This is a genomic window from Pasteurella multocida (assembly GCF_900187275.1).
Classification (GTDB): domain Bacteria; phylum Pseudomonadota; class Gammaproteobacteria; order Enterobacterales; family Pasteurellaceae; genus Pasteurella; species Pasteurella multocida.
Map to the genome: position 1 here is coordinate 221,669 of NZ_LT906458.1, position 13,186 is coordinate 234,854.

At 40.4% G+C, this 13,186-nt stretch carries 13 protein-coding genes and 1 tRNA gene; 9 read left to right on the forward strand and 5 right to left on the reverse strand.

Annotation, left to right across the window (positions count from 1 at the left end):
• Positions 1–8 precede the first annotated feature (8 nt).
• Genes CKV69_RS01065 through CKV69_RS01075 form a run of 3 tightly spaced genes read right to left on the reverse strand, consistent with a single transcriptional unit; the run spans position 9 to position 3,139 of the window.
• Positions 9–1,043, reverse strand: a complete 1,035-nt coding sequence (locus CKV69_RS01065; protein ID WP_005722892.1) for an ABC transporter substrate-binding protein — start codon at positions 1,041–1,043, stop codon at positions 9–11.
• A gap of 12 nt (positions 1,044–1,055) precedes the next feature.
• On the reverse strand, positions 1,056–2,078 hold the full coding sequence (locus CKV69_RS01070) for an ABC transporter substrate-binding protein (protein ID WP_005722890.1): 1,023 nt from the start codon (positions 2,076–2,078) through the stop codon (positions 1,056–1,058).
• 23 nt (positions 2,079–2,101) lie between these two features.
• Positions 2,102–3,139 (reverse strand): ABC transporter substrate-binding protein, encoded by a 1,038-nt coding sequence (locus CKV69_RS01075; protein ID WP_005717108.1) that lies wholly within the window; start codon positions 3,137–3,139, stop codon positions 2,102–2,104.
• Positions 3,140–3,393: 254 nt separating this feature from the next.
• Between CKV69_RS01075 and udk the strand changes: the two genes are divergently transcribed.
• From udk to CKV69_RS01095, 4 genes are read left to right on the forward strand one after another with little or no spacing between them, the layout of a single operon-like run.
• Entirely contained in the window at positions 3,394–4,044 is a 651-nt protein-coding gene (udk, locus tag CKV69_RS01080; RefSeq protein WP_005722886.1) for a uridine kinase, read from the forward strand.
• 16 nt (positions 4,045–4,060) lie between these two features.
• Positions 4,061–4,645 carry a dCTP deaminase gene (dcd, locus tag CKV69_RS01085; protein WP_005717106.1) on the forward strand — a complete coding sequence of 195 codons (585 nt, stop codon included), beginning with the start codon at positions 4,061–4,063 and terminating at the stop codon, positions 4,643–4,645.
• Between the two features lies 1 nt (position 4,646).
• Positions 4,647–5,861 (forward strand): membrane protein, encoded by a 1,215-nt coding sequence (locus CKV69_RS01090; protein ID WP_014325799.1) that lies wholly within the window; start codon positions 4,647–4,649, stop codon positions 5,859–5,861.
• 3 nt (positions 5,862–5,864) lie between these two features.
• Positions 5,865–7,079: a sugar transporter gene (locus CKV69_RS01095; RefSeq protein WP_016533371.1), complete on the forward strand. Its 1,215-nt coding sequence runs from the start codon at positions 5,865–5,867 to the stop codon at positions 7,077–7,079.
• 19 nt (positions 7,080–7,098) lie between these two features.
• On the opposite strand, the gene CKV69_RS01100 is transcribed toward CKV69_RS01095, so the two are convergent.
• A tRNA-Ser gene (locus CKV69_RS01100) sits at positions 7,099–7,188 on the reverse strand.
• Between the two features lie 138 nt (positions 7,189–7,326).
• Between CKV69_RS01100 and dauA the strand changes: the two genes are divergently transcribed.
• The 3 genes from dauA to CKV69_RS01115 all read left to right on the forward strand — a co-directional run bounded on the left by dauA (position 7,327) and on the right by CKV69_RS01115 (position 10,477).
• On the forward strand, positions 7,327–9,066 hold the full coding sequence (gene dauA, locus CKV69_RS01105) for a C4-dicarboxylic acid transporter DauA (RefSeq protein ID WP_025248428.1): 1,740 nt from the start codon (positions 7,327–7,329) through the stop codon (positions 9,064–9,066).
• Positions 9,067–9,087: 21 nt separating this feature from the next.
• Positions 9,088–9,750 carry a bifunctional 4-hydroxy-2-oxoglutarate aldolase/2-dehydro-3-deoxy-phosphogluconate aldolase gene (locus CKV69_RS01110; protein ID WP_014325802.1) on the forward strand — a complete coding sequence of 221 codons (663 nt, stop codon included), beginning with the start codon at positions 9,088–9,090 and terminating at the stop codon, positions 9,748–9,750.
• Between the two features lie 88 nt (positions 9,751–9,838).
• Complete coding sequence (locus tag CKV69_RS01115) at positions 9,839–10,477, forward strand: tellurite resistance TerB family protein (protein WP_014325803.1); 639 nt, start codon at positions 9,839–9,841, stop codon at positions 10,475–10,477.
• Between the two features lie 50 nt (positions 10,478–10,527).
• Here CKV69_RS01115 and cysS read toward each other — a convergent pair whose 3' ends face one another.
• Complete coding sequence (cysS, locus tag CKV69_RS01120) at positions 10,528–11,907, reverse strand: cysteine--tRNA ligase (protein ID WP_014325804.1); 1,380 nt, start codon at positions 11,905–11,907, stop codon at positions 10,528–10,530.
• Between the two features lie 136 nt (positions 11,908–12,043).
• Between cysS and CKV69_RS01125 the strand changes: the two genes are divergently transcribed.
• Both CKV69_RS01125 and CKV69_RS01130 read left to right on the forward strand, forming a co-directional pair.
• Complete coding sequence (locus tag CKV69_RS01125; RefSeq protein WP_005717092.1) at positions 12,044–12,553, forward strand: peptidylprolyl isomerase; 510 nt, start codon at positions 12,044–12,046, stop codon at positions 12,551–12,553.
• A gap of 48 nt (positions 12,554–12,601) precedes the next feature.
• A complete protein-coding gene (locus CKV69_RS01130; protein WP_014325805.1) occupies positions 12,602–13,153 on the forward strand; it encodes a peptidylprolyl isomerase in 552 nt (183 codons plus the stop codon).
• Positions 13,154–13,186: the final 33 nt, after the last annotated feature.

Consider the following 13,186-nt stretch of genomic DNA (forward strand, 5'->3'; position numbering starts at 1 on the left):
TCCACCAACTATTTTGCAAGTTTGACTTCATCTACCCATTTTTTGATCAGACGTTTACGTTCTTCTACAGCACCATATTTATCAAAATCGTAATTAATTAAATTAATTGATTTAAAGTCGAGAGAATAAGGTGATTGTTTTGCTTGAGTATTGGTTAAAATCTGGTGCGTTTCCCCTTTTTGCCAAGATAATTCTTGTGCTTCTTTTGATAATGCCCAATCTACAAATAATTTAGCATTATCGAGGTTTCTCGCGCCTTTAATAATACTGACCCCGCCAATTTCGTAACCTGTTCCTTCACAAGGGACGATTAATTCAACAGGCGCCCCTTTTTCTTTTTCAATGGAATGTTCATGTAAGAACCCGATACCAATAGCCGCTTCTCCTCGCGCAGTATTGCGTGTCGCCGTGTTACCGGACTTGGTATATTGCGACACGTTTTTATGTAAATCCGTCAAATAACGAAACGCCTTGTCTTCCCCCCAAAGTTGGATAAAAGTCGCTAATGCTGTGTAGGCTGTTCCTGAGCTTTGTGGATCGGCGGCTTGGATTTCATTTTTCAAGCGTGGATCGGTCAAATCTTGCCAACATTTAGGAACGGGAATATTCAATTTGGCTAAACGTTCTGTGTTTACTCCAAAACCGAGTACCCCTAAATAAATGGCGGAAGTGTAATTCCCTTTGACTTTAGCGGGATCTTTGAGTTCATCCGGAATGTATTGCAAATTAGGTGATTGATAAGCAGAGAGGAGCCCCATTTCTCCAGCTTGTGAATGGGGATCTAGCGTACCGCCATACCAAACATCACCCTGAGGATTGGCTTTTTCTGCCTCTATTCGCGCTAAAATACTGCCTGTTCCCGCACGAATATGGCTGACTTTGACGTCATACTTTTTGCCAAATGCCTCAACTTCTTGCTCACACATCGTGTTTTGTGCACTGCAATAAACAGTTAATCGCCCTTCTGCGAAAGCGAGAGAGGAGAGCAATCCGCCACTGAGTAAAAGTGCGGTGGAAATGGCAGAGATTTTTAATGTTTTCATGCTGACTCCTGACTATTTATTGAGTTTGATTTTATCAACCCATTTTCCGATGAGGTGACTACGCATTTCATTTGAACCAAATTTATCAAAGTCATAATTAATTAAGTTCAATTCACTTGGCTTAAGCGCATAAGGTGACGGTTCGGCGTGAATATTAGTTGGTACATGGTGTGATTGCGCTTCCTTCCAAGACAGTTCCTGTGCTTCTTTTGACATAACCCAATCAGCAAAGAGCTGCGCATTTTTTAAGTTACGCGCATCTTTAATCACACTGATGCCACCCAATTCATACCCTGTCCCTTCACAAGGTACAACCAATTCGATTGGCGCACCATTTTCTTTTTCAAAAGAATAGTTTTGTAGGAAGCCGATGCCAACAGTGGTTTCACCGCGCGCCGTATTGCGTGACGGTGCGGTCCCTGCTTTTGGATATTGCGAAATATGCTGATCAAGTTGTTTTAAATAATCAAATGCTTGTTCTTCTCCCCAAAGTTGCACGAACGTGGCAATAGCCGTATATGCTGTACCTGAACTTTGTGGGTCAGCCATTTGAATTTCATTTTTAAAACGAGGATCAGCTAAATCTTTCCAGCATTTTGGCACGTCCTTGATCCCTAACTTTTTCAAACGTTCCGTATTGACCCCAAAACCGAGTACCCCCATATAGACAATGGAGCTTTTGCCATCACCTAATTTTTGGAATTGTGGCATCACTTCACTGAGTTTAGGGAATGGATAAGGACTTAATAAACCGAGTTCAGCCGCTTGTAAGTGAGTATCAAAAGGTCCACCATACCAAACGTCAGCCTGCGGGTTATTTTTTTCTGCATCGATTTTCGCTAGGGTACTGCCCGAGCTATTACGGATAAAAGAGGTTTTGACATCATATTTTTTTGCAAAACCTTGTACTGCTTTTTCACAAACAACATTTTGTGCACTGCAGTAAACGACTAATCTGCCTTCGCCCTTTGCCACATTAGTGGCAGTTAAACCTGCCACTAACATGCCAAATAGGGCAAGATGTGTTTTTTTCATGGTTTGCCCTCTTTTTTGTCTCACTATTTCGATAATTTGATACTATCTACCCATTTACCAATCAAGCGTTTACGCTCATCCGCGGCACCGTATTTTTCAAAATCATAATCGATTAAGTTTAATTTTGTTGGATCAAAAGCGGTTGGTGATTGTTGGGCTGTGGTATTTGTTAAGATCTGTAGGCTATTGCCTTTTTGCCAAGCAAGCTCTTGTCCTTCTTTCGATAAGACCCAGTCTACGAAGAGTTTAGCGTTATCTAAGTTACGCGCACCTTTGAGGATACTCACCCCACCAAGTTCATAGCCCGTACCTTCACATGGCACGATCATTTCAATTGGCGCACCTTGTTGTTTTTGTAGGGCGTAGTCATGTAAGAAACCAATACCAATGGTCGTTTCGCCACGTGCCGTGTTATTGGACGGTGTGATACCAGATTTTGTGTATTGAGAAATGTTTGGATGTAAGTTTTTGAAGTAATCAAATGCGGCTTCTTCTCCCCAAAGTTGAACGAAGGTAGCGATAGCTGTGTAAGCTGTACCAGAACTTTGTGGATCGGCAATTTGAATTTCCCCTTTTAATCGAGGGTCTGTTAAATCCTTCCAGCATTTTGGTACTTCATTGATGCCTAGTTTTTTGAGGCGTTCTGTATTCACACCAAAACCTAAAATCCCCATGTAAATCGCAGAAGTATAGTTACCTTTCACTTTTGCAGGGTCTTGGAAACGTGGCACAATTTGATCAACATTAGGCGAACGGTAAGGCTGTAATAGACCTAATTCACCGGCTTGTGATTGTGGGTCAAAAGTTCCGCCATACCAAACATCCGCTTGAGGGTTATTTTTTTCAGCTTCAATTTTCGCAAATGTACTGCCTGAGCCGTTGCGAATAAATGAGGTTTTCACATCATATTTTTCACCGAATGCTTTAATTTCTGCCTCACACATTTCATTTGTCGCACTACAATATACGACTAAACGCCCTTTGGCGTAGGCTTGTGAAGCCAGTAACCCAGTAGCTAAAAGTGCGCTTGAAATGGCGAAAGAAAGTTTTTTGAATTTCATAGTGATTGCCCCTTTTCGTATTAGAAAAAAATGATATGTCACAAGTACATAACGTCATAAAGTGATTCTAAATCCTACAGCAAAGTAAAGGAGAATACCGTGAGAGTTATCACAAAATAGAGATTCTTTACTCCAAATTATGGTAAATGAGCAAAATATCTGCTTTATTTTATCTGTCTTGGAATTGTGCTATTAAAAGTGGATTTTTTTCTTTATAATTTGTCGATCAAAACAACGCTTTTTTAGGGATAGCTATGTCAAACTCATCAACACCATCTTGTATTATTATTGCCATCGCTGGGGCTTCAGCATCAGGAAAAAGCTTAATTGCCTCAACTGTTCATCGAGAGTTGTGTGATGAGCTAGGTTGCGAAGAAATTGGCATTATTTCCGAAGACTCTTATTATAAAGATCAAAGTCATTTGGATATGGAAGATCGAATTAAAACCAACTATGATCATCCTAATTCTATGGATAGACACCTTTTAATTGAACACCTCAAAGCACTCAAATCTGGTCAACCTGTTGATATTCCCGTCTATAGCTACGTTGAGCATACTCGAACCAATCAAGTCCAACACTTTGAACCTAAAAAAGTGATCATTCTGGAAGGGATTTTATTGCTTACTGATGAAAAATTGCGTGATGAAGTCAGTGTCTCTGTTTTTGTCGATACACCACTGGATATTTGTTTTATTCGTCGCTTACAACGTGACATGAAAGAACGTGGTCGAAGTTTAGAATCGGTGGTGGAGCAGTATCGTAAAACAGTGCGTCCCATGTTTTTACAGTTTATTGAGCCCTCTAAACAATATGCTGATATCGTGATCCCGCGAGGTGGTAAAAATCGAATTGCCATTAATATGTTAAAAGCACAAATTAGACAACTTTTGGGAAAACGTTAACAGTAAGGAGCTGAGAATGAGATTATGTGATACTGATATTGAACGTTATTTAGATGATGGCATTATCGCGTTAACCCCTCGACCGAGTAATGACAAAATTAATGGTGCAACGATCGATGTTCGTTTAGGGAATTCTTTCCGCGTTTTCCGTGAGCATTCCGCACCTTATATTGATCTCAGTGGTCCAAAAGAACAAGTCTCAGCCCAATTGGAATCGGTGATGAGTGAAGAAATTCTGATTGGTGAAAATGACGCCTTCTTTTTACATCCTGGTGAGTTGGCATTAGCCACAACACTTGAGTCGGTTAAGTTACCGGCAAATATTATTGGGTGGTTAGATGGACGTTCTTCACTTGCGCGTTTAGGTTTAATGGTACATGTGACGGCACACCGTATTGATCCTGGTTGGGAAGGGCGAATTGTATTGGAATTTTTTAATTCAGGTAAGTTACCCTTAGCACTACGTCCCAATATGGTGATTGGTGCGTTAAGTTTTGAAATTTTGAGTGGTTATGCTGCGCGTCCATATAGCAGTCGTAAGAATGCAAAATACAAAAATCAGCAAAGTGCGGTAGCCAGTCGTATTGATGAGGATAAATAAAATGTTGAAAAAGATCGCCATCAGTTTTTGTGCTGTCATTGTGGCGATCTTTGCGCTTGCATATTGGCAAATTGATCGTGTCAATGCTGTCTTAACCAACGTCCTCAATGAAAAACACATTACATTTTCTCAACTCGATTTTACCTTCTTTCCTCAAGTCGAAATCCGATTATCCGATGTCAAATGGCAGGACCAACAAGTGCGGTCTGTTTTTGCGCCAAAAGTTTATTTACAATCTGAGTTTTGGTCGCTGTTGGCGCTAGAAAAGCGAGTGAAGACAGTACGCTTTGAACAAATGGATGTCTGGTATTCAGGTCAACATGAACCAGATCTGGTTGGAATAACAGGGGAAATTGCAGGGGACTTTCTGATTGAACCCAACCAAATTCAGCTGGCGAATATCTTGCTGAAGATGACTTTTGCGAAACCCATTTTATTTAATACACAACAATTGGAGATCGCATTACAGAAAGGTTCTATCAAACAACATTCTGCATTAGATTGGCAAGTGATTTTCGATGATGTGAAAATCAATGGTGAACATTTCGTTCTTTTTACACTTAAGGCAACTCAGCAGCCGACAATGTTGTCAACAGTATCTGAACTGCATTATGCCCATTCACAATCTCAATCACAATTTGATTTACAGCTCTTCAATAAAGTCAATTCAACTCAGCGAGTGCGTTTTGTAGGGAAAAATATTGCGTTAGCACCTTGGCAAAAAATGTTGAACTTGCCTTATTTGCTTACTGGGGAGGCAGATATTTCGGGGGATTTGGTGTTAACCGACACGAAAACAGAAAAAGGCAAAGTGGCAATACGAATGGCTGAAGGGCACTTTAATGGTTTAAATTTATTAGACTTGGTGACGAAATATCTGCCTATTCACTATGATGAAGCGCGTTTTAATCGCAACGATCTCAATACCTCATTTCAACACTTGCAATCCTCCCTTTCTTGGGATGCGACAAAATTAAACCTAGATACATTGACTTTTCATATTGATAAAGTCCGAGTGTCTGGGCAAGGTGCAGTAAATTTGAAAACGATGACTTGTGATGTGACGCTGAATTTAGGGTTGACTTCCCCGCAGTATCAGCATTTTTCCTTACCTATCCGCTTTTTCGACAGTTGTTCTTCTCCGCAATATAAAGTGGAATTTAATCAGAATTTACGTCATCAATTAAAAGATCTTATTAAAGAAAAATTGAGGTAATTTATGTTACCTTTTCAGGCTGCTCGTCAACGTCAATTTGCGCGTGTTATCACCTTTGCGCTTGCTGGGTTTGTGTTTAATACAACAGAGTTTATTCCTGTTGCCTTACTCTCTGATATTGCGCAAAGCTTCGCGATGCCCGTATCACAAACGGGTTTAATAATTACTGTTTATGCTTGGGTAGTGTCATTAATGTCATTGCCCTTTATGTTACTGACTGCAAAAGCAGAGCGTAGAGGGTTATTGATTAAATTACTGGTGTTATTTATTTTAAGTCATCTGTTATCCGTGATCGCTTGGGATTTTTGGGTATTAGTATTAGCCAGAATAGGTGTCGCATTAACCCATTCTATTTTTTGGGCAATTACTGCGTCTTTAGTCATTCGGGTTGCGCCTAAAGATAAAAAATCACAGGCAATTGGACTACTTGCTATAGGTTGTTCTTTGGCAATGATTTTAGGTTTGCCTCTCGGACGTTTGATTGGGCAATTCTTTGGTTGGCGTGTAACCTTTGCCATTATTGCCCTTATTGCGATAGGCATTTTATGCTTGTTTTATCAACTTTTACCGCACTTACCAAGTAAGAATGCGGGTTCTTTAAATAGTCTGCCAACGCTTTTTAAACGTCCATTATTGCTTGGGCTTTATGCGCTTACTATGATTATTATTTCGGCTCATTTTACTGCGTATAGCTATATTGAACCCTTTATGCTCAATATCAGCACAATGAGTCATAGTATGGCAACTTTTGTTCTCTTCGTCTTCGGTCTTTCTGGCATTACCGCCAGTTTGTTATTTAATCGCTATTATAATGCAGGACCGATCCGTTTTATTTTGTTTTCAATGGGACTACTCACCGCCACACTCTTGCTCTTATTCATTGCGAGCCAACAAACGTGGACAATGTTTTTATTAACCTTCTTCTGGGGAATTGGCATAGCAGGCATTGGCTTAGGATTACAAATTCGAGTGTTACACCTTGCACCTGATGCTACAGATGTCGCGATGGCAATCTATTCTGGGATTTATAATATTGGCATTGGGGCTGGCGCATTGCTAGGTAATCAAGTGATGCAACATTATGGGCTAGCCTACATTGGTGTTGCTGGGGCGTTATTTGCAGTATTCGGGCTTGTTTTATTTATTTTAGTCCAGTGGAAATATGGTCACTTAGCGCCAAATAAGCTATCGACTGAAGAGAAGAAAAAGTGCGGTTAATATGAATCATATTATTGAATGGCGGTGAGAGAGGGATTCGAACCCTCGATACACTTTCGCATATACACGCTTTCCAGGCGTGCTCCTTCAACCACTCGGACATCTCACCGTTTTGAATAGGGTGTGAACTATAAGAATTTCATTGAAGTTAGTCAAGTATTTTTTGCGTTAGAACATAAAATGCTGTGCTAAATTGAGATAAAATAAACAGTCTTGTTTTCTTAAATTTTGTAGGTCTTATTTTAATATGTTGAAGAAATGGTTTCTCAGCAAAAATGTGTTCTTAGCCGTTAAGCCTTTTAGTGCGTTAAAAGAGAGTTTTCGCGCAGGTTACACGCGTCAATCTTTAATTAGAGATATTATCGCCGGTTTAACTATTGGGGTGATTGCAATTCCTTTGTCAATGGCACTGGCGATTGCCAGTGGCGTAGCGCCTCAACATGGTTTATATACAGCGATTGTCGCAGGGATGATTATAGCGGTAACAGGGGGATCGCGTTTTAATGTTTCTGGTCCCACGGCGGCATTTGTAGTGATTTTGTACCCGATTACGCAACAGTTTGGTTTGGGTGGCTTGTTAATGGCCACGTTGTTATCGGGCTTGATTTTAGTTCTCATGGCTTTGTTCCGCTTAGGACGTCTCATCGAATACATTCCTTTGCCCGTTACCCTAGGTTTTACCTGTGGAATTGGTATCGTCATTGCCACGTTACAAATTAAAGATTTTTTAGGGCTATCTATTTTGGAAATGCCTGCGCATTATCTTGAAAAAGTGCAAACTATTGTCACTGCATTACCGACGATCAATTGGGCTGATGCTCTTGTTGGGATCGTGACCTTATTGATGTTAACGCAATGGCATAAATTACGTTTACCTATTCCGGGTCATTTACCTGCTGTGATTATTGCCACGTTATTGTCTTTAGGCTTAATTTCTGTAGGTCAAGATGTTGCCACCATTGGTTCAGCCTTTCAATACACTTTATCCGATGGCACACAAGGATTTGGTATTCCAAATGCCTTACCTGAATTTATCTTGCCTTGGCATATTCCGAATGCACAAGGGGAAGTGATTACTTGGAATTTAGAGACCATTCAAGCGTTATTACCGGCAGCGTTTTCTATGGCAGTATTAGGCGCAATTGAATCCTTATTATGTGCGGTGATTTTAGATAATATGACAGACACAAAACACCATTCTAATAATGAATTATTAGCACAAGGATTAGGGAATATTGCCGCACCGTTTTTAGGGGGGATCACAGCGACAGCGGCGATTGCGCGTTCTGTCGCGAATGTAAAAGCAGGTGGCGTGTCACCTATTTCCAGTGTTGTACATGCATTATTGGTTCTGTTTGCGCTCTTGTTTTTTGCAAATGCGTTATCTTATTTACCGCTTTCGTCGATGGCAGCTTTATTGCTCGTTGTGGCATGGAATATGGCAAATGTACCCCAAATTATTCAGCTCATCCGCCGCTCTGGTCGTAATGAAATCGCGGTGTTATTAACGTGCTTAATTTTAACAATCATTTTTGATATGGTGATTGCGATTACTGTTGGCGTCTTATTAGCAAGTTTACTGTTTATTCGTACAATTGCAGAAATGACAAAGTCGATTGAAATTGCCCATCCTGAAGATTTAAATGATGTGCTAGTTTATCGTATTAGTGGACCGTTATTTTTTGCTGCAGCAGATAATTTATTTGCCGATTTACATGATAAAACCGTCAATACCGAGCATGAAATTAAACATATTGTATTGCAATGCGATGCGGTCACGGTGCTCGATACGGGAGGTATTCATGCGTTGACTCGTTTTGTACAACATATGTTGCCACATCAACAGCTTTATATGTGTAATATGCAATTTCAACCGCTACGAATGATTGTCAAATCGAATACGGTAAATGAAATTCAGAAAATTAATTTTGCTTCGGATTTGTCAGATGCTTTTAATAAAATCCGCGTTTTTGAACAACAAGCATAATACGGTTTAGAGGAGAACAACATGGCTTACCGCACCGCAGAGATCGTTGAAAAATTACGCGCTTGGAAAGTCATTCCTGTGATTGCGTTAGATAATCCTGAGATGATTTTACCGCTAGCAGATTGTTTAGCTGAACATGGTTTACCTGTCGTAGAAATCACGTTTCGTTCAAGTGCAGCGGAACAAGCCATTCGTTTACTTAAACAACAACGCCCAGCTATTTTTGTCGCGGCTGGCACGGTGCTTAACCCAGAACAGGTGATGCAAGCCAAGAATGCGGGGGCAGATTGTGTGGTGACACTGGGATTTAATCCAAAAATTGTTGAACTGTGTCAACGTTTATCCTTCCCCATTATCCCCGGCGTGAATAACCCAATGGCAATTGAAGCTGCGCTTGAAATGGGCATTCATGCTGTAAAATTTTTCCCCGCGGAAGCTTCGGGCGGAGTAGCAATGATTAAAGCATTGTTAGGACCTTATCCGATGTTACAAATTATGCCAACAGGGGGCATTCATTTACAAAATATCTGTGATTATTTGGCAATTCCTAATGTGGTCGCTTGTGGTGGTTCTTGGTTTGTAGAAAAACAGCTAATTCAACAACAAAATTGGCAAGAAATTGGGCGTTTGACACAAGCGGTGATAGCACAGATAAACGACGAAAAAGAGCGGTCATTTTTGTGAAAATTTTTTCACTTTGGGTTTGTGTGAATCTTTTATAAGATAAACAGTCTAATGGAGTTCTTATTGGTACTTTATGAGGAAAGCTAACATGAATTTTAATCGTTTATTAAATGAAGTTTTAAATACCGTCACTCAATCTGCGGGTCAGTTGAATAAGCCTAGTCAAAGTACGGCGGATACAATCACGAAAGTGGGTGGTGGTGCGGCTTTGGCGGGGATTTTGTCCATGGTGCTTGGTCGCAAGGGTGGCGCGAAATTGACGAAATTGGGCTCATTGGCTGCTTTGGGCAGTTTAGCTTATCAAGCCTATCAGAATTATCAGAAGAACCAGCCTGTTCAAAATACAGGCGAGCTTTCGCAAGAAGCATTCGTAGCAACTCCGCAAACGGAAGACAGTAGCGCCATTATTCTACGCACGATGATTGCAGCTGCGATTTCGGATGGCGTATTAGAGGAATCGGAACGTGCCTTGATTATGCAAGAAGGCGGGGATGATCCGGCGTTACAACAGTGGTTAGAGCAAGAAATCACGCATCCGATAAGTGTGAGCGAGATTGCGAAAATAGTCGGAAAAGATACCGCACTTGCCACGCAGGTGTACCTTGCTGCACGCATGGTATGCCAAGATTTATCACGTAAAGAAATTGTGTTTCTTGGTCAATTAGCGCAAGCCTTAAATTTAGATGATGCACTTGTGGAACAACTTGAGAAACAGGCTGGATTTTAGTTAAAAAAATGGCAAGGTGAGAGCCTTGCCATTTTTTATGATTTTTTGACTTACTGTTTACGCCAAGTGGTACCATTTACGTTATCTTCTAATACCACACCCATTTCAGCCAGTTTGTTACGTGCGGCATCCGCACTTGCCCAATCTTTTGCTGCCCGGGCATCATTACGCTGTTTGATTAACGCCTCAATCAGCACGACTTCATCATTGTCTGAACCCGATTGTAAGAATTGCTCTGGATCTTGGTAGAGTAAACCTAATATTCCCGCTAATTCACGTAAGCGGGCTGCAAGCGCATTGGCTTTTAATATATCTTCATTTTTCAGTTTGTTGATTTCACGTGCGATTTCGAATAAGACTGAAATGGCTTTCGGAGTATTGAAATCATCATCCATGGCTTCTCTAAAGGCAGCAAGGTAGTTTTGCCCTTCTGTCGCGACTGCAGTTGGGTCTGTTCCTCGTAATGCCGTATATAAACGTTCTAAAGCACTGTGCGCAAGATTGAGGTTTTCTTCGCTGTAATTTAATTGGCTACGGTAATGTGCTGTCAGTAGAAAGTAACGTACACTTTCTGCGTCATAGAGTGATAATACTTCACGTAATGTAAAGAAATTACCCAGTGATTTGGACATTTTTTCTCGATCAACCATAATCATGCCAGAATGTATCCAATAGTTAACGTAGCGTCCACTATGGGCACAGCAAGACTGTGCAATTTCATTTTCATGGTGAGGGAAGGTTAAATCCGAGCCTCCGCCATGAATATCAAAATGCTCACCTAATTCTTTATGGTTCATGGCAGAACACTCAATATGCCAACCGGGACGACCTTCTCCCCAAGGGGATGACCAACTTGGCTCCCCTGGTTTGGACATTTTCCATAACACAAAATCCATCGGATTTTTTTTGACATTGACAATTTCAACACGAGCGCCTGCTTGGAGCTGTTCTAAATTTTGACGAGAAAGCTTTCCGTATTCTTTAAAACTTTCGACATCAAACATCACATCACCATTAGCGGATACATAAGCATGTTGACGAGCTATCAGCTTTTCAATCATTGCGATAATTTCAGGAATATGGTGGGTTGCACGGGGTTCTACATCTGGACGTAATACATTGAGTGCATCAAAGTCTTTGTGCATTTCTGAAATCATTTTTTCAACAAGTTGATTACATGTCTCATTATTTTCTAATGCCCGTTTGATAATTTTATCGTCCACATCTGTGATGTTACGCACATAAGTTAAGTTATAGCCTAAATACCGAAGATAACGAGCAATCACATCAAAACAAACGAATGTACGCCCGTGTCCTACGTGGCATAAATCATAAACCGTAATACCGCAAACATACATACCCACTTTGTTGGCATGAATGGGTTTAAAGATTTCCTTTTCTCTTGTTAATGTATTAAAAATTTTTAGCATGGATTGGTTCTCTTAAGTGTATAGGAGTGTTATAAATTTAGCATAGCGTATTTGCCATAAACAAAGTTACTTTATAGCATTTAATGCGCTTTTATGAAATAATCGAATGATATAAAACTATTAGAGGAAAACAGATATGATTACATTACACACTAACTTGGGTAACATTAAAATTCAATTAGATCATGAAAAAGCACCGAACACAGCACAAAACTTTGTAAATTACTGTAAAAGTGGATTCTATGATAACACAATTTTTCATCGTGTTATTGATGGATTTATGATCCAAGGTGGTGGTATGGATGAGGCGATGCGTGAGAAAAAGACGAATGCGCCGATCCAAAATGAAGCCAACAATGGTTTAAGTAACAAACGTGGCACAATTGCGATGGCGCGAACATCGGATCCTCATTCTGCGACCGCACAATTTTTTATTAATGTAGCAGATAATACTTTTTTAGATCACCGTTCAAAAGAGTTATTTGGTAAAAAGGTGGTACAAGAGTGGGGCTATGCCGTCTTTGGTGAAGTGGTTGAGGGCATGGATGTAGTAGATAAGATCAAAGGCGTGAAAACCGGAAATAAAGGGTTTCACCAAGATGTACCACAAGAAGCCATCGTGATTACTGCAGTGACCGTTGAATAATCAGTCTCTCCCCTCGTAATTGAGGGGATTCTTTTAGGAGAAGAGAAAATGTTAAGAATAATTACCGCACTTTTGCTTGCTGGTGTTGTTTGTGTTGCTCAAGCAAAGAATGTGGTTTTACATACAAATTATGGCGATATTAAAATGGTGTTAGAAGAGGAGAAAGCGCCCATTAGCACTCAGAATTTTCTACGTTATAGCCAAGCGGGATTTTATAACGGTACGATTTTTCATCGTGTTATTCCCAGTTTTATGATTCAAGCTGGGGGATTTGAGGTTGGGATGAAGCAAAAGAAAACCGATGCGCCTATTACAAATGAGGCGAATAATGGTTTGAAAAATTTGCGCGGTACTGTTGCAATGGCACGGACGTCTGATCCGCATTCTGCCACAGCGCAATTCTTTATTAATACAGTTGACAATGATTTTTTGAATTTTAGTGCAGAAACGCAAAAAGGTTGGGGATATGCGGTTTTTGCTAACGTAGTGGCAGGTATGGACGTGGTTGATCGTATTAGCCAAGTAGATACTGAGCGATCAGGATTTCACCGTGATGTACCAAAAGCGCCAGTGATCATTAAAAGTGTCACTATTGAATAGAGCAAGGCTAGCATCACTTTTATGGGCGCGATA